The 19,111-nt window shown below is 67.0% G+C and carries 19 protein-coding genes; 10 read left to right on the forward strand and 9 right to left on the reverse strand.

The genetic code is table 11. The features are described from left to right. Positions 1-2: 2 nt before the first annotated feature. Positions 3-1,922, reverse strand: a complete 1,920-nt coding sequence (gene nosZ, locus VGD93_RS15635) for a TAT-dependent nitrous-oxide reductase (RefSeq protein ID WP_395013093.1) — start codon at positions 1,920-1,922, stop codon at positions 3-5. Between the two features lie 21 nt (positions 1,923-1,943). Next, on the reverse strand, positions 1,944-4,220 hold the full coding sequence (locus VGD93_RS15640; RefSeq protein ID WP_395013111.1) for a 4Fe-4S binding protein: 2,277 nt from the start codon (positions 4,218-4,220) through the stop codon (positions 1,944-1,946). Between the two features lie 231 nt (positions 4,221-4,451). Between VGD93_RS15640 and VGD93_RS15645 the strand changes: the two genes are divergently transcribed. Next, positions 4,452-5,318 (forward strand): ferritin-like domain-containing protein, encoded by an 867-nt coding sequence (locus tag VGD93_RS15645; protein WP_395013094.1) that lies wholly within the window; start codon positions 4,452-4,454, stop codon positions 5,316-5,318. Positions 5,319-5,418: 100 nt separating this feature from the next. Here the strand turns inward: VGD93_RS15645 and VGD93_RS15650 are convergent, their stop codons facing one another. Then, entirely contained in the window at positions 5,419-5,868 is a 450-nt protein-coding gene (locus VGD93_RS15650; RefSeq protein WP_395013095.1) for a c-type cytochrome, read from the reverse strand. Between the two features lie 324 nt (positions 5,869-6,192). On the opposite strand from VGD93_RS15650, the gene VGD93_RS15655 reads away from it, so the two are divergent. Beyond that, on the forward strand, positions 6,193-6,852 hold the full coding sequence (locus VGD93_RS15655) for a TetR family transcriptional regulator (protein ID WP_395013096.1): 660 nt from the start codon (positions 6,193-6,195) through the stop codon (positions 6,850-6,852). 33 nt (positions 6,853-6,885) lie between these two features. On the opposite strand, the gene VGD93_RS15660 is transcribed toward VGD93_RS15655, so the two are convergent. Genes VGD93_RS15660 through VGD93_RS15680 form a run of 5 tightly spaced genes read right to left on the reverse strand, consistent with a single transcriptional unit; the run spans position 6,886 to position 9,685 of the window. Next, on the reverse strand, positions 6,886-7,158 hold the full coding sequence (locus tag VGD93_RS15660; protein ID WP_395013097.1) for a hypothetical protein: 273 nt from the start codon (positions 7,156-7,158) through the stop codon (positions 6,886-6,888). Next, positions 7,155-7,475, reverse strand: a complete 321-nt coding sequence (locus VGD93_RS15665; RefSeq protein ID WP_395013098.1) for a metal-sulfur cluster assembly factor — start codon at positions 7,473-7,475, stop codon at positions 7,155-7,157. Before VGD93_RS15665 ends, VGD93_RS15660 begins: the two co-directional genes overlap by 4 nt. Next, a complete protein-coding gene (locus tag VGD93_RS15670; RefSeq protein ID WP_395013099.1) occupies positions 7,472-8,002 on the reverse strand; it encodes a DUF2249 domain-containing protein in 531 nt (176 codons plus the stop codon). The genes VGD93_RS15665 and VGD93_RS15670 overlap by 4 nt, the downstream gene beginning before the upstream one ends. 14 nt (positions 8,003-8,016) lie before the next feature. Continuing rightward, positions 8,017-9,372: a hypothetical protein gene (locus VGD93_RS15675; protein WP_395013100.1), complete on the reverse strand. Its 1,356-nt coding sequence runs from the start codon at positions 9,370-9,372 to the stop codon at positions 8,017-8,019. A gap of 55 nt (positions 9,373-9,427) precedes the next feature. Beyond that, positions 9,428-9,685, reverse strand: a complete 258-nt coding sequence (locus VGD93_RS15680) for a DUF2249 domain-containing protein (RefSeq protein WP_395013101.1) — start codon at positions 9,683-9,685, stop codon at positions 9,428-9,430. Between the two features lie 495 nt (positions 9,686-10,180). Here VGD93_RS15680 and VGD93_RS15685 point away from each other — a divergent pair, with 495 nt between their 5' ends. The 6 genes from VGD93_RS15685 to VGD93_RS15710 all read left to right on the forward strand — a co-directional run bounded on the left by VGD93_RS15685 (position 10,181) and on the right by VGD93_RS15710 (position 16,374). After that, positions 10,181-11,044, forward strand: coding sequence for a shikimate dehydrogenase (locus VGD93_RS15685; RefSeq protein WP_395013112.1), 864 nt, complete (start codon positions 10,181-10,183; stop codon positions 11,042-11,044). After that, positions 11,041-11,919, forward strand: a complete 879-nt coding sequence (locus VGD93_RS15690) for an SMP-30/gluconolactonase/LRE family protein (protein WP_395013102.1) — start codon at positions 11,041-11,043, stop codon at positions 11,917-11,919. Before VGD93_RS15685 ends, VGD93_RS15690 begins: the two co-directional genes overlap by 4 nt. Positions 11,920-11,952: 33 nt before the next feature. Next, the gene (locus tag VGD93_RS15695; RefSeq protein ID WP_395013103.1) at positions 11,953-12,942 is read left to right on the forward strand and encodes a sialic acid TRAP transporter substrate-binding protein SiaP; all 990 of its coding nucleotides are present in this window, start codon (positions 11,953-11,955) and stop codon (positions 12,940-12,942) included. Positions 12,943-13,471: 529 nt separating this feature from the next. After that, positions 13,472-14,461: a TRAP transporter substrate-binding protein DctP gene (gene dctP, locus VGD93_RS15700; protein ID WP_395013104.1), complete on the forward strand. Its 990-nt coding sequence runs from the start codon at positions 13,472-13,474 to the stop codon at positions 14,459-14,461. Between the two features lie 84 nt (positions 14,462-14,545). Beyond that, positions 14,546-15,064 carry a TRAP transporter small permease gene (locus VGD93_RS15705; RefSeq protein WP_395013105.1) on the forward strand — a complete coding sequence of 173 codons (519 nt, stop codon included), beginning with the start codon at positions 14,546-14,548 and terminating at the stop codon, positions 15,062-15,064. After that, positions 15,061-16,374 carry a TRAP transporter large permease gene (locus VGD93_RS15710; protein WP_395013106.1) on the forward strand — a complete coding sequence of 438 codons (1,314 nt, stop codon included), beginning with the start codon at positions 15,061-15,063 and terminating at the stop codon, positions 16,372-16,374. Before VGD93_RS15705 ends, VGD93_RS15710 begins: the two co-directional genes overlap by 4 nt. Positions 16,375-16,380: 6 nt before the next feature. Here the strand turns inward: VGD93_RS15710 and VGD93_RS15715 are convergent, their stop codons facing one another. Then, positions 16,381-17,295, reverse strand: a complete 915-nt coding sequence (locus tag VGD93_RS15715) for a LysR substrate-binding domain-containing protein (protein WP_395013107.1) — start codon at positions 17,293-17,295, stop codon at positions 16,381-16,383. Positions 17,296-17,411: 116 nt separating this feature from the next. Here VGD93_RS15715 and VGD93_RS15720 point away from each other — a divergent pair, with 116 nt between their 5' ends. Beyond that, a complete protein-coding gene (locus VGD93_RS15720) occupies positions 17,412-18,641 on the forward strand; it encodes an acyl-CoA dehydrogenase (protein WP_395013108.1) in 1,230 nt (409 codons plus the stop codon). A gap of 14 nt (positions 18,642-18,655) precedes the next feature. Continuing rightward, positions 18,656-19,111: CaiB/BaiF CoA transferase family protein (locus VGD93_RS15725; protein ID WP_395013109.1), on the forward strand; the 456-nt coding region annotated here is incomplete at its 3' end.

Consider the following 19,111-nt stretch of genomic DNA (forward strand, 5'->3'; position numbering starts at 1 on the left):
TGTCAGGCCGACTTCGGCGAGACCAGCATGCGGCCGCGCATCTCCATGTGCATGGCGTGGCAGAACCACGAGCAGTAGTACCAGTAGACGCCCGGCTTGTTGGCCTTGAAGGTCACCGAGGCGGTCGCCTGCGGCGCCACTTCCATGTTGATGCCGTAGTTGATGATGCTGAAGCCGTGCGTCAGGTCCTCGACCTCGTCCGCATTGGTGACATAGACCGTGACCTCGTCGCCCTGCTGGACCTCGAAGGTCTCGAGGCTGAACGAGGGGGCGATCGACGTCATGTAGACGCGCACCTTGTTGCCGTCGCGGATGACGTCGGCGGCATTGAGCAGGTCGACGCCGTCCGCCTCGGCCTGCTTGACCGCATCGGCGAAGAACGGGTCGTCGCGGCTCCACAGGTTCACCGGATCGATCTTGGAGCGGTGCACGATGGTCGCGTCGTGTGGCTCCGCGAAGGTCGGGTTGTCATGCACCAGCACCATCTCGTCGCCCGAGATGTCGATCAACTGGTCGTTCTCCGGCTTCAGCGGGCCGACGTTGAGATAGCGGTCCTTGGAGAACTTGTTGAGCGAGATCAGCCACTGCCCGTCGGCCTCCTTGGTCTGGCCCATGGACGAGTGGTTGTGGCCGGGCTGGTAGTGCACGTCGAGCTTCTGCCGGATCGGGTCGACGGCCTCGCCGTTATAGGCCCGGATGGCATCGTCGATGTTCCACTTGACGATCTGGCTGTCGATGAACAGCGTCGTGTAGGCGTTGCCCCGCCCGTCGAAGGCGGTGTGCAGCGGACCGAAGCCGAGTTCCGGTTCGGCGACGACGGTGTCGCGCGGCTGGATCTTGTCGTCGAACAGGTCATCGAACTTGCGCACGTCGAAGACGGTGACCGTGGGCGACAGCTTGCCGTTGGCGACGGCATGGATGCCGTCCGGCGCGGTGTTCATGCCGTGCGGGCCGTTGGGGACCGGCACGTAGCGGGTCAGGGGCGAACCGTGGCGGCCGTCGAGCACCGGCACGCCGTTGATCTCCTTGTAGTCGCCGCGCGCCACCGCCTCTTCGATGCGCTTGATGTTGAAGATGACGATCCAGTCCTGCTCTTTCTCCATGGTCTCGGCGAGGGTGACGCCGCCCTCGGAGTTGTAGCAGGTCGAGAAGCAGTACTTGCCCTGATAGTCGGCATCGACGTTGTCGAGGTTGCCGTCGACCATGACCTGCCAGGCCACCTTCATGGTTTCCCCGTCCACGGCGGTGAAGATCGCGTGGTACTGCTTGGGGTCGTCGAGGATGGTGCCGTCATTGGGCACGGGCACCTCGTATTCGCCGTTGCAGAACACGTAGCCGGTCTTGGGGTATTTCTGCACCCTGAGGCCGTGCACGGTGTGCTGGTTCGGCAACTGGATGATCTTGTCGCACTTCATCACGTCGAGACGGATGCGGCACACCCGGGTGTTGGCCTTGTCGTTGGCATAGAGATAGCGGCCGTCATAGGTGCCGTCGGTCTGCGACGGATGCGGGTGGTGCAGGTCGCCGTTGTCGTACAGGCCGCCGCGATCCGCCAGCAGTTCCCTGGTCTCGGGCAGCAGGCCTTCGGTCAGGATCTTCAGGCTTTCGTTGGTCTGGCCCCAGCCGGTGGCGCTGTCGCGGTTGAACACCGGAATGCGCATGAGTTCGCGCATCGACGGCAGGCCAAGGATGCGGACCTCGCCGGTCTGGCCGCTCGAGAAGAAGACGTAGTATTCGTCGAGCTCCCCAGGGGCGACCTCGAATTTCTTGCCGCCCGGCGCCTGCGCCAGCGCGGGAGTTGCCGCGCCACCGGTCAGGGTGAGCGTGCCGCCCACGCTGGTGGCCGCCACGGCGGCAACAGCTGCGGTGGAGCCCAGCAACTGCCGTCGATTGAAGCCCTTGTTAGTCTCATCCTGTGACATTCGGTTCTCCTGGTTTCGTCGTCACGACGTCGGACGGTTCGCGGCTTGCGCCCGTTCGATCGGTTTCCCGTTGTGGGAAATTACGGTCTTGGCGGGTCCCCCGCCGCGCGTGGCGGGGGACGAGAGCGCCTCGAATTTCTCGCGCTTCAGACGCACCTGGATCATGTGCGGGCAGCGCTGGTCATCGTGGTAGAGCTCCTGGCAATGCATGCAGTAGATGCATTCGTTGACGTTGATCTGGCCCTCGGGATGGATGGCCTGGACCGGGCACTCCTTGGCGCAGCGGTGGCAGGGCGAGCCGCATTCGGGCCAGCGCTTCAGCCACTCGAACATGCGCACGCGGCCGGGGATGGCGAGGGCCGCGCCGAGCGGGCACAGATACCGGCAGTAGAAGCGCTCGACGAACAGGCCGGCCGAGAGCACGGTCAGGGCAAACACCACGAACGGCCAGTCCCGGGCGAACTTGAGGATGATGGCCGTCTTGAACGGCTCGACCTCGGCGAACACTTCGGCCAGCCCCAGCGAGTACAGCGACAGGCCGAACAGGCCGAGGAAGATGATGTACTTGATCGGCCACAACCGCTCGTGCAGCCAGAAGGGTACGGTGATCTGCGGCACCCGCAGCCATTTGGCGAGGGAGTTGGTCAGTTCCTGCAGCGCGCCGAACGGGCAGAGCCAGCCGCAGAACGGGCCGCGCCCCCAGAACAGCAGGGCCACGGCGATCGCCGCCCACAGGATGAACACCAGCGGCGCCGAGAGGAAGAATTCCCAGCTGAAGTCGGTCATCAGCGCATTGGTGAAGGTGAAGACATTCACCACCGAGAGCTGCGCATTGGCGATCCAGCCCAGCCATACCAGCGTGACGACGAGGTAGGTGCGGCGCACCCAGGTGAACAGAAGCGGGCGCCGGACCAGCCAGTCCTGGAAGAAGAAGATGACGGTGAGCACCAGCAGCATGGTGATGGTGGCGCCGATCGCATACGCGTTCAGCTTCCACATCTTGACCCACAGCACCTCTTCCTCGGGCAGCTCGGGGGCCGCCGCGACGGGGGTGCCCGCTTCGGGCTCGGCGGCGGGCTGTGTCGCCGGCGGCGGGGGCGGCGGTACGACCGCCGCCGCGAGATAGCCCTCGGGCAACTGGTAGTCGAGTCCGAACGGGAGCGTGGCCTTGTCGTGCGTTCCGACGCTGCGCTGCACCAGCAGCTGCAGCTCCCATGGCCTCGTCACGTCGAGCGAGAAGTCGTCGGGAACCAGGAACAGCGCGATCTCGCGCAGCGCGGGCGCACCCTCGGCCGCGAGGTCGCCGAGGCGGGTATGATCGCGATCGCGGAAGCGCACGCCCTGTCCGTCCTGCAGCAGCTCGATACGGTCGAAGATGCCGCCGCGGACATAGCCGGAGCCCTTGAACGAGAACGCCCCGTCCCCGGCGACGACGATGGCCTGCTGGCCCGGACCCAGCTTGCGCTGCAGCCGCTCGTAACCACGCTCGCCGAGCAGGCTGAGCCCGATCGTGGGGACGCTGACCGGCGCCACGTAGAGTTCGATGAACAGGTCGTCCGGGTTCTTCGTCTCCGGCCGGGCGGCGGCGTCCGCCTGGCCGGCCTGCGCGAACGCCTCGCTGACCTCGCCGACGGACAGCACCAGCTTGCGCACCGAGCCGTCCCCGAGCAGCGATTCCCAGTCGCGGACTTCCGGCGGCTCGCTCGCCAGCTGGCGCTGGGCGGCGGCAGGGGCGGCGCCGGCGCTGCCGCTGTCGCTCAGGCGATTGCTGCGAATCAACTGCACCGCCGAGCGGACGACGCTGTCGCCCATGACCAGCACGGTGACCGTGGCGCCGCTGACGATATCGACCTGCGGCGACGGGTCGAGGCCGGCCGACACGCGCCCCATGTCCCTGTCGATGAGGCCGTTGAGCGAGGCCACGACCTTCTCCACGGGGATGCCGATCAGGACGATGGGCTCGCTGTGGGCGACGAGCTTGAAGCCGCGCAGGATTCCCTGGGGATCGATGCCGACCAGGATGTGGATCGGCTTGCCGGAGTAGCCGATCGAGCGGGTGAAATCGGAATTGAGGTAGACATACCCGGCCAGCTCGTCGCCGCGGTAGGCGGGAACGATCGGCGGCTCTCCCTGCGGCTCGCCGAAGCGGTCGGCGCCGGCAAAGAACTCCGCGGGCTGCGCATCCGGCAGGAACTCGGTGACTCGGCTGGCGGCGACGGCGGGCCAGGTAATGGCCAGCAGGACGAGCAGGACGGTTGCGAAAGCGAGCGGGATACGTCGAGCCTGGGCGCTTGGCAGGGCAAGGCGGCTCTTGGGGTGATCTTTCACAGTGCCGATCGTCTCGCTGGAGTGCGCAGGAGCGGCAGGGCCCCGAAGGGTGATCCCGACGCCGGTCGTCGCCCGACCGCGAACACCGGCCGACAACCTGACTGCGTTAGATACAACCCGGATGAAGAAGTCTTTGACTTGGCTCAAAACGCCCCCCGGTGCACGATGCGATAGGTTCCAGTTGATCCTTGGGATGGTATCATGTCGCTTCTGAAAGCCGAGCCCTTCGGCGCCGTGCGTTCGATGGACGAGCTCCTGGCCGTGGCCTACGCAATGGAGCAGGAGGCCGTGGCGGGGTATACCCAGCTTGCGGCGCGCATGCGGCAGGAAGGCAGGCCCGAGCTCGCCGCCGCCTTCGAGCGAATCATTGCCGAGGAGACGCAGCACCTCGACTACGTTGCCGACTGGTCGCGGCAGGTCAGCGGTGGGCTGCCGGGCCGGCCGGACCAGCACTGGGACACGGCGGCCACCTTCGACGACGAGGGAGCTGCCACCGTCGCACCCGAACTGCTCAATGCCTACCGCGCGTTTTCCATCGCCGTGCGCAACGAGGAACGGGCATTCGTGTTCTGGACCTATGTCGCCGCGCAGGCCCCCACCGACGATCTGCGCCTGGCCGCCGAGCGGATGGCCCAGGAGGAACTGGGGCACATCTCGACGTTGCGGCGCGAACGCCGCAAGGCCTTCCACGCGCAGCGCAGCCGGCCATCCGCGCAGGAACTGGGCTGGACGTTGGCCGCCCTCGAACGACGTCTTGCCGAATATCTCGAAGAACGGGCGGGAGCGCTGCCGGCCGGGCGGGCCGGCCAGATGGCGGAGCTGGCAGCGCAGGCCCGCCGCCGTGCACAGACGACGGAATCAGGGCCGTTCGCGCAGCCGCCCCTGCTGGCCAGCGTGTCCGGCGACATCGTCGACAGGGCGGAAGCGCTCTGCGAACTGCTGCTCGAATGCTATCTGAATTTCGCCGACAGCCTGCCGGGAGAAGCGGACCGCAACCTGGCCCAGACACTGGCTGCCGATACGGTTCACTGCCTGTCGGCCCTCCGTCATCCGGAGGGCCCTGCCTGAGCCGCCGCGGCGATTCGCTCGGGAGCGCGCTCCCGGGGCGCGCGGATGGCGTGCCGCGGTGGGGGCACGCCATTGCGCCGGGCGCTAATGCGGCGCCGGCCTACTTGCCGCCGCCCTCTTCGCCTTCTTCGCCTTCATCGTCGTCGTCGCCGCCCTCGGCGGGCACGTAGTCTGGCGAGAAGGTCTGCAGGTAGGCGAGCAGATTGTTGATCTCCTCGTCCGACTTGATGCCGGCAAAGGCCATCTTGGTGCCCTTTACCATCTCGTTGGGCTTGTGCAGGTATTCGAACAGGGTCTCGTGCGTCCACACCAGGCCGCCTTCGCCCGCCGCGATCATGGCCTTCGAGTACTTGTAATCGGCCAGGGTGCCGGCCGTCCTGCCGAAGACTTCGTTGAGGACGGGGCCGACCTTGTTCTTGGCGTTCTCACCGACGGCGTGGCAGGCCACGCACTTCTTGAAGACCTGTTCGCCACGCTCCAAATCCTGTGCGGCCACCGGGACCGCCGCCAGCGCCAATACTGTCGCTGCCACTACAACTGCCACTTTCATGCACATGCACTCCTCTTATTTTTTGCGGCCGGGCACCTGCCTCCGGCAGGAGGTCGTGCCCGCGCCTGACCCTTGCACCGTCCGGGCCTTCGGCCGTCATTATGGCGGCAGAATGGCCGCTTACATACCCCCTGTTCGGCGCGCCCGCCAGCGCCGGTTTTCGGCGGCCTTGTGCCGCATCGGTCGTCCGGCCGCCGCGCCGGAGGGCGGGCCGCCGGAACGGGCGGAGTGCAAACCTCAGGCAAAGATTGTACGTAACGGTTAGTTGATCGAATCCTCGGGCCGGGCAGGGCACTGATGGCTGCAATGGAAAAGTCGAAAAGAATGGCGCCGCGCGCGGCCAAGCCCCGCACGCAGGACCCGGCCGGCACGCGCCAGAACATCATCGAGATCGCCTCCGAGGAGTTCGCGCTCAACGGCCTGTCCGGTGCCCGGATCGACGAGATCGCCGCCCGCACGCGCTCGAGCAAGCGCATGATCTACTACTATTTCGGCGACAAGGAGGGGCTCTACCTCGCCTGCCTCGAGCACGCCTATCGCCTCGTGCGCGAGGGCGAGGCGAAGCTCGATGTGCAGGGCCTGCCGCCCATGGAGGCGCTGCGGCGCCTGGTGGAATTCACCTTCGACCACCACCACCGCCATGAGGGGTTCATCCGCACGGTGATGATCGAGAACATCCACAACGCCGAGTTTCTCGCCCACTCCACCGAGATCAGGCGCCTCAACGCCACCGCCATCGACACCATCACCGACGTCTACCGCCGCGGCGTGGCGGAGGGCGTGTTCCGCGACGGCCTCGATCCGCTCGAATTGCACTGGCAGATCAGCGCCCCGTGCTTCTTCAACGTCTCGAACCGTGCCACCTTCTCCAAGATCTTCGGGCGCGATCTCGGCGCGGCGAAGAGCCAGAAATCGTTGCGCGCCAATACCGTGGAAATGATCCTGCGCTACGTCGCGCGGCCGGAGTTCATCCCGCGGCAATAGCGGCAGTCCGGCGCTGCTGCCGGGGCAGGGCCGTTATTGCGGCGCGGCGTCGGTCGCCTCGGGCCGACCTGCCGTTGCCGCGGCCTCGCGTTCCCGCTGCGTCCGGTAGGCCGGCGACAGCACCAGGCGGTGCAGCAGGGAATTGAAGCGCTGGGCCGCCTGTTCGTCGTCATGGCGAAGCAGCGCACAGGCCTGGCCGGCGAGGCGGCAGGCGCTCTCGACTTCGCCGGCGCTGGCCAGTTGCTCGAGACTGACGAGCAGGAGCGACACCAGGTCGCGTGCCGGGGCCTGCGCCCGCGTGCTCATGCGATGCCCAGGTGGATCTTGGCCGCGTCGGTCATCATCTCGGGCGCCCACGGCGGATCGTAGCTGAGGTTGACGTCGACGAATTCCACGCCGGCCACCGACCAGGCGCCGTCGCGGGCGCCATCCTTGAGATAGCCCGTGGCCGGGCAGCCGCGGGTGGTCGTCGTCATCACGATGTTGACGATGCCGCCGTCCAGGACCTCCACCTTGTAGACGAGGCCGAGGTCGACGATGTTGTAGCCCAGTTCGGGGTCGATCACGAGGCGCAGCGCGTCGGTGATCTTGTCGGCGATGGCGTCGAGTTCGGCGGTGCTCATGCCGCACCTGCCTTGGCGGCGCCGATGCGAACGAAGATGCGATAGGTCGTGCCGTCCGCCTCGAACGCGCCCCGCCACGCGTGGCCGCGCTTGGCCAGTTCGGGGAACAGGAACATCGGCTCGCGCGACAGCAGCGCCGACAGCACCTCGCCGCGCTGCATCTCCTCGGCCGCGGCCAGGATCCGGACCATGGGCTCGGGCGGGTCGAGGTCGCCGAGCTCGAGCGTGCGCGCCGGCTCCGGCCATTCTCCCGCCCCGCTGTCCGGTCCCGCCAGCACCGGCTCTTCCGCCGCGACGCCGGTCGGCCGGAACAGCACCTGCCAGTCGCCGCCGCCGATCTCGCTCGCCTCGGAGGCAAAGCCCTTGGCTTCCATCACCGGGAACAGGGGGGTCGGCTTGAACGTCGCCAGGAGCCGCAACCCCTCGCCGGGGTCGAGCATGGCGACGGCCTGCATGATGGCGCCGAAGGGCTCGCCCCCGTTCTTGAGGATCGGCCGGACGTCGAGATCGTGGTAGATAATGGTCATGTCATTCACCTTGCTCAGGCGGGGGATTTGGCGGCGAGCAGCAGCCGCGGACGGCGTGTTCCTTCCGGCAGGCGCGTCGCCGCATCGACGTCGGCCAGCCTTCGGGCCCGGATGAACTCCACTGCCAGCGCGCCGGTCGCGACCAGCATGCACGCGGCGAGGGCGCGGAACAGTAGCGCCTGTCCGCCCAGCAGTGCCAGCGTGGCGAGCCAGACGGCCGCGAAATACAGGTAGAACCACTTGCCCGCCCGCGCCTCGACGACGAGGTCCTGCACCCGCGGCGTCGGCTTGCGGCCCATCACCGGCCCGTAGCATTCGAGCCAGGTCACGAAGGGCACGATCTTGTAGAGCTTGGCGAGCCCGAGGCCCGTGAGCCAGCCGAACGAGACCAGGAAGACGAGGGCGCCCACATGCGGTGCCAGTTCGCCCACGACCAGCAGCCCGATGAGCAGCAGGGCCGACGCGCCGAGCGAAAGCAGCGCCAGCGCGGCGATGCGGCTGTTCGTCTCCAGCTTGCGGCGCTTGCGGTGCCGGTACAGATTGGCGACGTCGTAGCCGTACAGCGCCAGCACCGGCAGTGCGAGGATGGCGGCGACGACGAGGATCGGCGCGGGATCGGCGCCGAGCAGGACGGCGACCGTGCCGCCGCCGACGGCGAGCACCAGCACCGCGATGCCGCCCCACAGCGCCGTCACCGAGGTGACGCGCTTGTCTTCCGGCGCCAGCATGAACATGGCGAGCAGCCGGTAGCTGACGCCGATGGCGGTGAAGGTCATCCACCCCCCGAGGCCGGCAATGACGTGCAGCGGCAGCCCGGCGGTAGTGAGGGCGACCAGCGGCGGGGCGTCGGCAACGCCGCCGAGCACGAAGGTGAAGATGATTCCGAGGGTGAACGTCGCCGCGAGGCTCGCCAGGCCGGCCACCACGAAGCGCGCCGGCAGCGGCAGCGGACGGGCCGTCCAGATGGTACGGGCGAGATTGTAGAGCGTCAGGACGAAGCCGAAGCCGAGCAACGTGCCGCCGGCGGGGAGCAGGGGCAGTTCATGGGTGATCGTGCCGTCGAGCTGGAGGAAGCCGCACAGCAGCAGGGCCAGGCCGCCGACGAGGCTGACAAGAGTGGGCAGCGGCAGCCAGTTGCTGTAGAGCGGCTTGGCGACGAGCACGGGAACGAACTGGAACAGGGCACCGCAGAGCAGCAGGCTCATCCAGCCCAGCGTGACCAGGTGCACCAGCACGAGGGTCGACGGCGCCTCGATCGGAGCGGCCGGAAAACCGTATCCGGACACCATCAGCCCTTCCGCCGCGAGCAGCGCCAGGACGGCGGCGACGAAGTAGCTCATCGTCCAGCGAGATAGCGATACGTGTCCCATGATGCGTGCTCCGGTGGCCGGCGCAGGGGTGCGCCGGCCCGTGCGTCGGCGCCGTTCAGGCGGCCTTCACGAGCTTGGAGATGAGGACGCGCCAGACGGTCGGGCCGCTTTCGAGATAGGTCCACGAGAACTGCTGCGGATGCTCGGCTTCCAGCTGGTAGTACAGCGGCTTGGGGTCGTGGTCGTTGATGAGCACGAAGGCGCCGCCGGGCGCCAGTTCGGCGACGAGCTGGAAGATCTTCTGATGGCGCTGCATCGGGATCAGGGTCCGTACGTCGATCTGTGCAGGCTCGTTCTCGGGGGTTGCAGACATGTCTCGTCTCCTTCGGCCGCTCAGCGATAACCGGATCGAGGGGCAGCGGCGTAACCCCGAACGGCCGGCAGCCGCATGCTCCAGGCGCGGGCCGTGCGAGCGATGCGAAAACGCTGGCCGCCTCCCGCGTGTGGGCCTCCCGGGAGGCTCGGCGTGGGCAGTTCAGCCCTCCTGCTCTAGGCACGGTCACCGGGGGCCTCTTTGCGCTGGAGCAAACAAGACTGTGTTTGTCCACTTTAGTACGAGGTATCGTTACCGCTCGTCTGGTGCGCTGCCATGGGTTCGGATGCCGGGGCCGGCCGCGGGCGCTTCGATGCCCTCCCCGCAAGGGCGCCTTGACTAAACTAACTAGTTCGTACAATGATGGCTGCCGAGTGCGGACGGTCGGACCGGGGGTCGCGGTTCGCGGCGTGGAACACGGGGATCGGGAGCCGTTCGGTGGGAGGTGCGTTCGAGGCCGCATGGGTGCAGCTGCAGGCCGGGATTGCGAGGAAGCTGGGGCAGCGGCCGGCGACGTCCTCGCCCCGGGTCGTCGTCGGCCTGCTCGGCCGTGGCATCCAGGCGTCCCGCACGCCGGCAATGCACGAGTACGAGGGGGCGAGGCTGGGCCTGGCCTACGCCTATGTTCTCATCGATTTCGATGAGCTTGGCCTCGCCGACGGCGACCTCGGCGCGGTGATCGACCAGGCGGAACGGCTGGGATTTGCCGGTCTGAACGTCACCCACCCGTTCAAGCAGTCAGTGCTGGACTACCTCGACGGATTGTCGCCCGAGGCGGCGACCATCGGCGCGGTGAACACCATTGTCTTCGGCAACGGCCGCCGCACCGGGCACAACACCGACAGCTGGGGGTTTGCCGAGGCGTTCCGTGAGGGCCTCACCGGCGTCAGGCTCGGCTCGGTGGTGCAGTTCGGCGCCGGCGGCGGCGGCGCGGCCGTGGCGCATGCGCTGCTGGCGAGCGGCGTCGGCATGCTGACGCTCTGCGACACCGACGCGGCGCGGGCGCAGGCGCTGGCGCAGCGTCTGGGACAACGATTCGGGCAACAGGTGCGGGCCGTCGAGGATGCCGTGGCCCATCTCGCGGCGGCGGACGGCGTCGTCAACGCGACCCCCCGCGGCATGCACAAATACCCCGGAATGCCGATACCGGCCGCCGCGCTGGAGGCCCGCCACTGGGTGGCCGACATCGTCTATTTCCCGGAGGAAACCGAGTTGCTGCGGCTGGCGAGACGCCTCGGGTGCCGGACGCTGCCCGGGACGAGAATGGCGATCTACCAGGCCGTGAAAGCCTTCGAACACTTCACCGGGATCGCGCCCGATCGGACAGCGATGATGGCGCATTTCGGTGCCGCGGCATGATCAGCATCGACGTTGTTCACAGGAGCGCCGACCAGCTGGGCGAAACACCGCTCTGGTGTGAGCGAATGCAAAAGCTCTGGTGGCTCGATATCGAGAAGCCGACGCTGAAATCGTGGGATCCCGAAAGCAAAGAGCAGGCGTCGCGCCCGTTCGAGACGACTTTCCTCGGCTCGCAGGCGCTCACCCGCAATGATCACAAGCGCCTGGTCGCCACCGGCAACTCGCTGCAGGTGCTTGATCTCGAAACAGGCGCGCTGACGCCATTCACGACGGTGGAAACGGGCGACGGCACACGGCTGAACGACGGCCGCGTCGATGCGCGCGGGCGGCTGTGGATCGGCACCATGGACAACGCGCTGCACCGCGGTGTCGGCTCGCTTTATCGCGTCGACCCCGATGGGAGCGTGAACCGGCAGTTCGGTGACGTGATCGTGGCCAATGGCATCGCTTTCGCTCCGGACAATCGCACCGCCTATTTCACGGACACGCGGCGTTACCGCACCTGGGCCTTCGATTTCGACCTCGACGACGGGAAGTTGAGCAACCGCCGGCTCTTTGCCGACTACTCGGCAACCAGGGAGCGACCCGACGGTGCCGCGGTGGATGCCGATGGATGCCTTTGGCAGGCTTTCTTCGCGGGTGGCCGCCTGGTGCGGTATCGGCCCGGTGGGAAGGTCGATCGCGAGGTTCCTGTTCCGGTCACAAACCCGACCTGTCTGTGCTTCGGGGGTGCAGATTTCAGTACGGCGTTTGTCACGAGTGCCGCCAAGTTTCTGTCGGCCGAGCAACTGGCACACGAGCCTTTGGCCGGTGCGCTGTTGGCCGTCGAAGGAATGGGGCAGGGCCTGCCCGAGCACCGATTCGCAATCGACTGAGAAACGCGCAAGAAGCGCAGGAGGAGAGAAACCATGGGACTGCTTTCAACCCGCCGGGCGGCCCTCGCTGCCGTAATCGGTCTTGGGCTGGCGACGGCGCTGCCGGCGCTGGCCCAGGACAAGCCGACGATCCGCTTTTCCGACGTCACACAGGCGGACGCCCCGCGTTCCAGGGCCGTGTCCGACATCTTCGCCAAGGAGATCGAGGGCGACTTCACCTTCGAGGGCTATTTCGGCGGCACGCTGATGAAGCAGGGCACCGAACTGGTGGCGCTGCAGCGCGGCAATCTCGATATGGCGTTGCTGCCGCCGTCCGATCTCGCCGACCAATTCCCCGGCTTCAGCATCCTGTCGGCTGCCTACCTGGTGCGCGACGCGGCGCATATGAAGGCGATCTTCGAGAGCGACGTGGGAGATGAACTGCGCAAGCTGGCGCGCGACAACCTCAATGTGGTCATCCTGTCACCGGCCTATTACGGGACGCGGCACGTAAACCTGCGCGGCCACAAGAAGATCAGTGGACCTGCCGACCTTGCCGGCGTGAAGTTGCGCATGCCAGGCGGCGAGGCCTGGCAGTTCCTGGGTGAGTCGATCGGCGCCAACCCGGTGCCGATGGACTATGCTGAGGTCTATACTGGCCTCCAGACCGGCGCCATCGACGGACAGGACAATCCGCTGCCCAACACGCAGCAGATGAAGTTTTATGAAGTGACCGACCAGATCGTGTTGACCGGCCACAATGTCGGTTTTGGCCTGTTCCTGATGCGCGCCGATCTCTACGACTCATTGACCCCGGAACTGCAGACCAAGATCCGCGATGCCGCGGCCAAGGCCTTCGAATGGAGCGATGCTGAGTACCTCAGGCAGGAGGCTGAACTGGTCGAATTCATGAAGAAGCAGGGGCTTGAGGTCTACACTCCCGACGTCGATGCCTTCCGGACCTACTCGAACGAGAAGTACCTTGCCTCGCCGCTGTCGAGAAACTGGCCGGAAGGGATGCTTGAGCGCATTAACGCCCTCTAGCGGTCGACCCTGCCGCTCTCTGCGGGGACGTGCTCGATGCCCTTTCGCCCGGGCGTCGAGCCGCTGCCTGCCATCTGCAATCATGCTCCGCGACGGCCTCGAGCGGGGCAGGGTGATCGTCGTTTCGGTAGTCGCCGGCTTGTCTTGCGCCGCGACGCTGCCATTCGCGGCCGAGGCATGCCAGAGGCCTTCATGCCCGAGGCGGCGGCGGAGTGCTCGCTCGGCTGTCGTGCCGGCGCCTTGGGTGCTGTACCCACGCTGACCTCGGTCTGGTGCCAGCGTGTCCCGGGGGGCGGCACCCCTGACATGTCGCTCCGGATGAATCCTGCCGACGCTGAAGCGGCGGGTCCACGCAACCGAGCGGGGGTGTCCGTTACTTGACATGTACGAACCATTTCGTACAAAGTTGGCATAGCTGGATGGACGGGAAGATCCGGAAGGCAAGGGAGCGCCCGTCCAGGCGGGCTAATCGAGGGATCGCCCGTGACGCGGGCTGAGGAGCCGAGAGGCCCCCAAAGTGGAGGATGACATGACTTTCCGTATTCAGCGGCGCGCTACCCTTATTGGCGCCGCCGCGCTTCTGGCGGCGACAGCGGTGACGCCATTGCTGGCCCAGGACAAGCCCGTGCTCAGGTTTTCCGCGGTGTTCTCGGAGCAGGACATCCGGGCGCAGATGATCAAGCAGTTCGCCGAGGCCATCGCCGGCGATTTCACGCTCGAGCCCTATTACGGGGGAACGCTGTTCAAGCAGGGAACCGAGCTTGTCGCGCTGCAGCGCGACATCCTGGAAATGGGCAACATCGCGCCGCAGGACATCTCGAGCCAGATCCCGGCCTGGTCGGTCCTCACGTCCGCCTACCTGTTCCGGGACGCCGCGCACCTGCGCACCTTCTTCGACAGCGACATCGGCGCCGAGTTCAAGCAGATGGCCGAGGACCAACTCGGCATCCATATCCTCGGGCCGACCTTCTTCGGCACCCGCCAGGTCGGATTGCGCATCGACAAGGAGATCAGGACCCCGGCCGACATGGCCGGCGTCAAGCTGCGCATGCCCGGCGGCGACGCCTGGCAGTTCCTCGGCATGGCGCTCGGGGCCAACCCGACGCCGATGGCCTATGCCGAGGTCTATACCGGGCTGCAGACGGGCGCGATCGACGGGCAGGACAACCCGCTGCCCAACGTCGAGAACATGAAGTTCTACGAAGTGATGTCGCAGATCGTGCTCACCTCCCACCTCGTCGGCTATGACCTGCTCGTCATTGCCAAGTCCAAGTGGGACGCGATGACGCCCGAGCAGCGGGAGAGGGTGCAGGCCGCCGCGACCGCGGCTATCGATTTCAGCCAGAAGGCGCATCTCGATCGCGAGGCCGAACTGCAGAAGAAGTTCGAGGATGCGGGGCTCAAGATCTACGTGCCGGACGTCGACGCGTTCCGCGCCCATGCCCAGAAGATGTACCTCGAGTCCGACCTGGCCAAGGACTGGCCGCAGGGTGTGGTCGACAGGATCAACGCGCTCTAAGCTGCAGCCGATGCAAGGCGGTGCCCCCCGCGGGCGCCGCCATGCCCGCCCAACGAGCGCGTCGCGCGAAACCGGAGACCTGGGATGAATTCACGCCTCTCCCGCGTCGGCGCGTGGTTGCATGCCCGCGCCGAGAACCTGCTCGTGGCGATGCTGGCCACCATGTTCGCGGCCTTCATCCTGCAGATCGTGTTCCGCTACGTCATCAACCTGCCGATCGGCTGGACGCATGAGATCAGCGTGATCCTGTGGCTGTGGATCGTCCTGTTCGGGACGGCCTTCGTCGTCCGCGACAGCGAGGAAATCCGCTTCGACATCCTCTACGGCGCCGCCAGCGACAAATGGCGCCGCGTCATGGTGGTGATCAGCGCCGCCGCCCTCGTCGTGCTCTTCACCATCTCCCTGCCGGCCGTCATCGATTACATCACCTTCATGAAGGTGCAGAAGACCGCCTATCTCAAGATCCGCTTCGACTGGCTGTTCTCGATCTACGGCATCTTCGCGGTGGCAATGATCGTCCGCCAGCTCTGGCTCGGCTACCGGGCGATCTGGGGCAGCGCCCCGGAAGCCTTCGATCCGACCAAGGCGGGTTCCGGGGTATGACGCTTTCCCTCGCGTTCGCCGCGGCCCTGGGCGTCATCACCGTCCTCGCCTTTCTCGGCCTGCCCATGGGGCTGTCGATGATCTCGGGCTCGATCCTCTACCTGCTGCTGCGCGGACAGGACATGGGGACGGCCGCCGAGCAGTTCCTCAACGGCATGTACTCGAACTACATCATGCTGGCGGTGCCGCTGTTCATCCTCGCCGCCGAGTTCATGAACTCGGGCACCATGTCGGAGCGCCTGCTCAAATGGTGTGACGCCATCGTCGGCCGTTTTCGCGGGGGGCTCGCGCAGGTCAATGTGCTGCAGTCCATCGTCTTTGCCGGCATGTCCGGCTCGGCCATCGCCGACGCCGCCGGCAGCGGCAAGATGATGCAGTACATGATGACCAAGGACGGCAAGTACACGCCCAGCTTCGCGGCCGCCCTGACCGCCGTCACCGCGGTCATCGGCCCCATCATTCCGCCGTCGATCCCGATGGTGCTCTATGCGCTCGTCGCCGATACCTCGATCGGCTACCTGTTCCTGGGCGGGGTCGTCCCGGGCCTGCTGATGGCGGGCCTGGTGATGCTGCAGATCCTGGTCATTGCCCGGACACGCAACTTCCCCGTCGAGCCGCCGGTGCCGCTGCGCCGGCTGCCGCGCATGACCTGGGAGGCGTTTCCCGTCCTGATGATGCCGGTGGTGCTGATGTACGGGATCTATGGCGGCATCACCACGCCGACGGAGGCCGCAGCGGTCGCCGCCTTCTACGCGCTCCTCGTGTCGATGCTCGTCTATCGCGCCGTCAAGGCCAGGGACCTGTATCAATCGCTGCTGGTCAGCGGCAAGACCACCGCCTCGATCGGCATGCTGATCGCCGGCGCCCTGGTGTTCAACTACGTCGTCACCATCGAGAACATCCCGCGCAGCCTCAGCGCCATGCTGCTCGCCTGGGACCTGAACCCCGTGACGTTCCTCGTCATCGTCAACATCCTGCTGCTGATCCTGGGATGCCTGCTCGAGGGCACCACCATCCTCCTCGTTATCGTGCCGGTGCTGGTGCCCACCGCACAGGCGCTGGGCATCGACATGGTGCATTTCGGCGTGGTCGCGGTGGTCAACATCATGCTCGGCCTGGTGACGCCGCCCTACGGCATGCTGCTGTTCATCATGACGCGCATTTCCGGGGCGCCGATGAAGGCCATCGTCGCCGACGTCATGCCGTTCCTGCTCGGGCTCATCGTCGCCCTGTTCGTCTTCACCTTCGTGCCGGAGACGGTGCTGTGGCTGCCGAAGCTGTTCGGCTATACGCCCACCGCCTTGCCGTGAGCCCGCTCAGGGCAGCGGGCCGGCGCGCCCGCGCCCTTGCGCCTCGCGCACGAGCCACTCCCGGAACTTGGCGAAGCCGGCAATGCCGACCGAGCGTGCGGGGAAGATGAGGCCATAGGGCTCGGCCCCGGCAAGGCGCCGGTCGGAGGCGAGGACGAGCCGGCCGTCGCCGAGCGGCTGGTCCACGATGATTTCCGGCACCAGCGCCACGCCGAGCCCGGCGATGGCGGCGCTGGTCACCATGTCGAAATGGTCGAAGCGGGCGCCGCGCAGGATCTTGCGCGGATCGCGGCCGGCGTGCCGGAACCAGTCGAGCCACAGCGTCGGCCGCGTGGCCTGCTGCAGCAGCGGCAGCCGCGCGATCTCGTCATCGGACAGGATCTTCGTCGTGCCCAGCAGCGCCGGCGCCGCGACGACCACCAGTTGCTCGTCCATGAGCGGCAGGAACTCGGCGCCGGGCGGGCGGTGGCTGCCGCGCTGGATGGCGGCATCGAACGGTTCGGCTTCGAAGTCCACGGCGTCGAGGCGCGCCGCGACGTCCAGCGTGACCCCCGGCACCGATGCCTGGAAAGCGGCAAGGCGCGGCACCAGCCAGACATTGGCGAGGCTCGGCAGCACGGCCAGCCGCAGCACCTCTGCATGACCACCGAATGACATAACCGTCAGCGCGGCCTCGTCCAGATCCGCGAGCAGGCGCTCGGCCTCGCGCTGCAGGGCCCGCCCCGCGTCCGAGAGCAGCAGGCGCTGTCGGACGCGGTGGAACAGGCGCACGCCGAGGCGCTCCTCGAGCGCGTTGATCGACCGGCTTACCGCGCTTTGCGTGAGGTGCAGCTCCTGCGCCGCGCGCGTCGTCGCCCCCAGCCGGGCGCAGGCACTGAACGCCTGCAATTCCGAAACCGTCGGGATGTAGCGTTGCCGCACCGGCCACCTCCAATGTAATAAGGCTATCGCGATTACTCATCATGTGCACGTCAAAAGTCGTTATCAAGCAGGCCGGCGTGGCGCTATGATGACGCACTGGCGAAAGGAAACGACCAATGACTGACGGCACGCTCAACCCAACCCTCAAGGCGAAGGACAGGCCGGATCTGTCCCGCTTCGACTGGAGCGATCCGTTCCTGCTGGACGCCCAGCTCGGCGACGAGGAGCGCATGATCCGCGACAGCGCCGCGGCGTTCGCCGCCGACCGGCTGGCGCCGAGGGTCCAGGAAGCCTATCTGCACGAATCCACCGACCCCGACATCTTCCGGGAGATGGGCCAGAACGGACTGCTGGGCGTTACCGTTCCCGAGGAATACGGCGGCATCGGTGCCTCCTACGTGGCCTACGGGCTGGTGGCGCGGGAGATCGAGCGCATCGATTCGGGCTACCGCTCGATGCTGAGCGTGCAGTCCTCGCTGGTCATGTACCCAATCTACGCCTACGGCACCGAGGCGCAGCGCAAGAAGTACCTGCCGCGGCTCGCCAGCGGCGAGTGGATCGGCTGCTTCGGCCTGACCGAGCCGGATGCCGGCTCCGACCCCGCGGGCATGACGACGCGGGCCGACAAGATCGATGGCGGCTACCGCCTCAACGGCGCCAAGATGTGGATCTCCAACAGCCCGATCGCCGACGTCTTCGTCGTCTGGGCCAAGTCCGAGGCGCATGGCGGCGCCATCCGCGGCTTCGTGCTCGACAAGGGCACGAAGGGCCTGTCGGCGCCCAAGATCGGCGGCAAGCTGTCGCTGCGCGCCTCGATCACCGGCGAGATCGTGATGCACGATGTCGAGGTCTCCGAGGACGCGCTGCTCCCCAACGTCTCCGGGCTGAAGGGCCCGTTCGGCTGCCTCAACCGCGCCCGCTACGGCATCGCCTGGGGCGTCATGGGGGCGGCGGAGGATTGCTGGCGGCGCGCCCGCCAGTACGGGCTCGAGCGCAAGCAGTTCGGCCGGCCGCTCGCCGCCACGCAGCTCTACCAGAAGAAGCTCGCCGACATGCAGACCGAGATCGCGCTGGGCCTGCAGGGCGCGCTGCAGCTCGGCCGCCTCATGGACGAGGGCCGGGCGGGTCCCGAGCTCGTGTCGCTGATGAAGCGCAACAATTGCGGCAAGGCCCTCGACATCGCCCGTTCCGCCCGCGACATGCACGGCGGCAACGGCATCCAGATCGAGTACCACGTCATGCGGCACGCCCAGAACCTGGAAACGGTGAACACCTACGAAGGCACCCATGACGTCCACGCCCTGATCCTGGGGCGGGCGCAGACCGGCCTGCAGGCCTTTTTCTGAACCGGGGCCGGGCCGTGACTCACCCCCTTGCCGGGCTGCGCGTGGTGGAGCTGGCCCGTATCCTCGCCGGCCCCTGGGCCGGCCAGACCCTGGCCGACCTCGGTGCCGACGTCATCAAGGTCGAGAGCCCCGAGGGCGACGACACGCGCCGCTGGGGCCCGCCCTTCATCGACGACGGCGGCGAGCGGACCGCCGCCTATTTCCACGCCTGCAACCGGGGCAAGCGCTCCATCGTCGCCGACCTGCGCACCCCCGAGGGGGCCGGCCTGGTCCGGCAGCTGGCCGCGACCAGCGACGTGCTCATCGAGAATTTCAAGGTCGGCGGGCTGGCCAAATACGGGCTCGACTACGACAGCCTCAAGGCGATCAACCCGCGCCTCGTCTACTGCTCGATCACCGGCTTCGGACAGACGGGTCCGTGGAAGCACCGCCCCGGATACGACTTCATCATCCAGGGCCTCGGCGGCTTC

It is taken from the genome of Devosia sp., from assembly GCF_036406155.1.
Taxonomy (GTDB): Bacteria; Pseudomonadota; Alphaproteobacteria; order Rhizobiales; family Devosiaceae; genus Devosia_A.

Excerpts from the sequence above, each read along its gene's own strand:
- nosZ (WP_395013093.1), bottom strand. The coding sequence starts at position 1,922 with ATGTCACAGGATGAGACTAACAAGGGCTTCAATCGACGGCAGTTGCTG.
- VGD93_RS15645 (WP_395013094.1), top strand. The coding sequence starts at position 4,452 with ATGTCGCTTCTGAAAGCCGAGCCCTTCGGCGCCGTGCGTTCGATGGAC.
- VGD93_RS15650 (WP_395013095.1), bottom strand. The coding sequence starts at position 5,868 with ATGAAAGTGGCAGTTGTAGTGGCAGCGACAGTATTGGCGCTGGCGGCG.
- VGD93_RS15655 (WP_395013096.1), top strand. The coding sequence starts at position 6,193 with ATGGCGCCGCGCGCGGCCAAGCCCCGCACGCAGGACCCGGCCGGCACG.
- VGD93_RS15660 (WP_395013097.1), bottom strand. The coding sequence starts at position 7,158 with ATGAGCACGCGGGCGCAGGCCCCGGCACGCGACCTGGTGTCGCTCCTG.
- VGD93_RS15665 (WP_395013098.1), bottom strand. The coding sequence starts at position 7,475 with ATGAGCACCGCCGAACTCGACGCCATCGCCGACAAGATCACCGACGCG.
- VGD93_RS15670 (WP_395013099.1), bottom strand. The coding sequence starts at position 8,002 with ATGACCATTATCTACCACGATCTCGACGTCCGGCCGATCCTCAAGAAC.
- VGD93_RS15675 (WP_395013100.1), bottom strand. The coding sequence starts at position 9,372 with ATGGGACACGTATCGCTATCTCGCTGGACGATGAGCTACTTCGTCGCC.
- VGD93_RS15680 (WP_395013101.1), bottom strand. The coding sequence starts at position 9,685 with ATGTCTGCAACCCCCGAGAACGAGCCTGCACAGATCGACGTACGGACC.
- VGD93_RS15690 (WP_395013102.1), top strand. The coding sequence starts at position 11,041 with ATGATCAGCATCGACGTTGTTCACAGGAGCGCCGACCAGCTGGGCGAA.
- VGD93_RS15695 (WP_395013103.1), top strand. The coding sequence starts at position 11,953 with ATGGGACTGCTTTCAACCCGCCGGGCGGCCCTCGCTGCCGTAATCGGT.
- dctP (WP_395013104.1), top strand. The coding sequence starts at position 13,472 with ATGACTTTCCGTATTCAGCGGCGCGCTACCCTTATTGGCGCCGCCGCG.
- VGD93_RS15705 (WP_395013105.1), top strand. The coding sequence starts at position 14,546 with ATGAATTCACGCCTCTCCCGCGTCGGCGCGTGGTTGCATGCCCGCGCC.
- VGD93_RS15710 (WP_395013106.1), top strand. The coding sequence starts at position 15,061 with ATGACGCTTTCCCTCGCGTTCGCCGCGGCCCTGGGCGTCATCACCGTC.
- VGD93_RS15720 (WP_395013108.1), top strand. The coding sequence starts at position 17,412 with ATGACTGACGGCACGCTCAACCCAACCCTCAAGGCGAAGGACAGGCCG.